Genomic DNA, 737 nt, shown 5'->3' with positions numbered 1-737 from the left:
CCGCAGCGGCGGGGCGGGGCCGGCCCGGTGCAGGCGGTGGCCGAGCGGGTGCTCACCGCGCTGCGCGAGGTCGTCGCGCAGCGCCCCGCCGACCAGCGGGGCCTGCTGCCGGCCCTCGTCGTGGGGGACACCAGCGCGATGCCCGCGGCGCTGGAGGCCGACATGCGCGCCACCGGCCTGGCGCACCTGACGGCCGTCAGCGGCAGCAACACCACCCTCGTGTGCGGGGCGGCGCTGATGCTCGCGCGGGGGATCGGCCTGGGGCGGCGCACCCGGCTGCTGCTGGCCGGCGCCGTCCTGGCGGGTTTCGTCGTCCTCGCCCGCCCCGAGCCCAGCGTGCTGCGCGCCGCGGCGATGGGGGCCGTCGGACTGCTCGGGCTGCTCGGCGGGCGCCCCGGGCGCGGGTTGCCGCCGCTGCTGGCCGCGGTGGTGGCCCTGCTCGTCGTCGACCCGTGGCTCGGGCGGCAGTACGGCTTCGCGCTGTCGGTGCTCGCCACCGGCGGGCTGCTCGTCCTCGCGGCCCCGTGGGCGCGGTGGCTGCGGGCCCGCGGCGTGCCGGGGTGGCTGGCCGCCGCGGTGGCGGTCCCGGCGGCTGCGCAGGCGGTGTGCGGGCCGGTGGCGGCGATGCTGCAGCCGGGCGTCAACCTGCTCGCCGTCGCGGTCAACGTCGTCGTCGCCCCCGCCGTCGCGCCCGCCACCGTCCTGGGTCTGCTCGCGGCGCTCGCCTCACCGGCCTC

1 protein-coding gene is annotated in these 737 nt (G+C 80.6%); it reads left to right on the top strand.

The genetic code is table 11. The features are described 5' to 3' along the window. Window positions 1-737: ComEC/Rec2 family competence protein (locus ABEB16_RS21995; RefSeq protein ID WP_345714298.1), on the top strand; the 737-nt coding region annotated here is incomplete at both ends.

Origin of the sequence: Kineococcus glutinatus, assembly GCF_039542765.1 — a bacterium.
GTDB lineage: Bacteria > Actinomycetota > Actinomycetes > Actinomycetales > Kineococcaceae > Kineococcus_A > Kineococcus_A glutinatus.
This window is presented reverse-complemented; position numbering and strand designations above follow the sequence as displayed.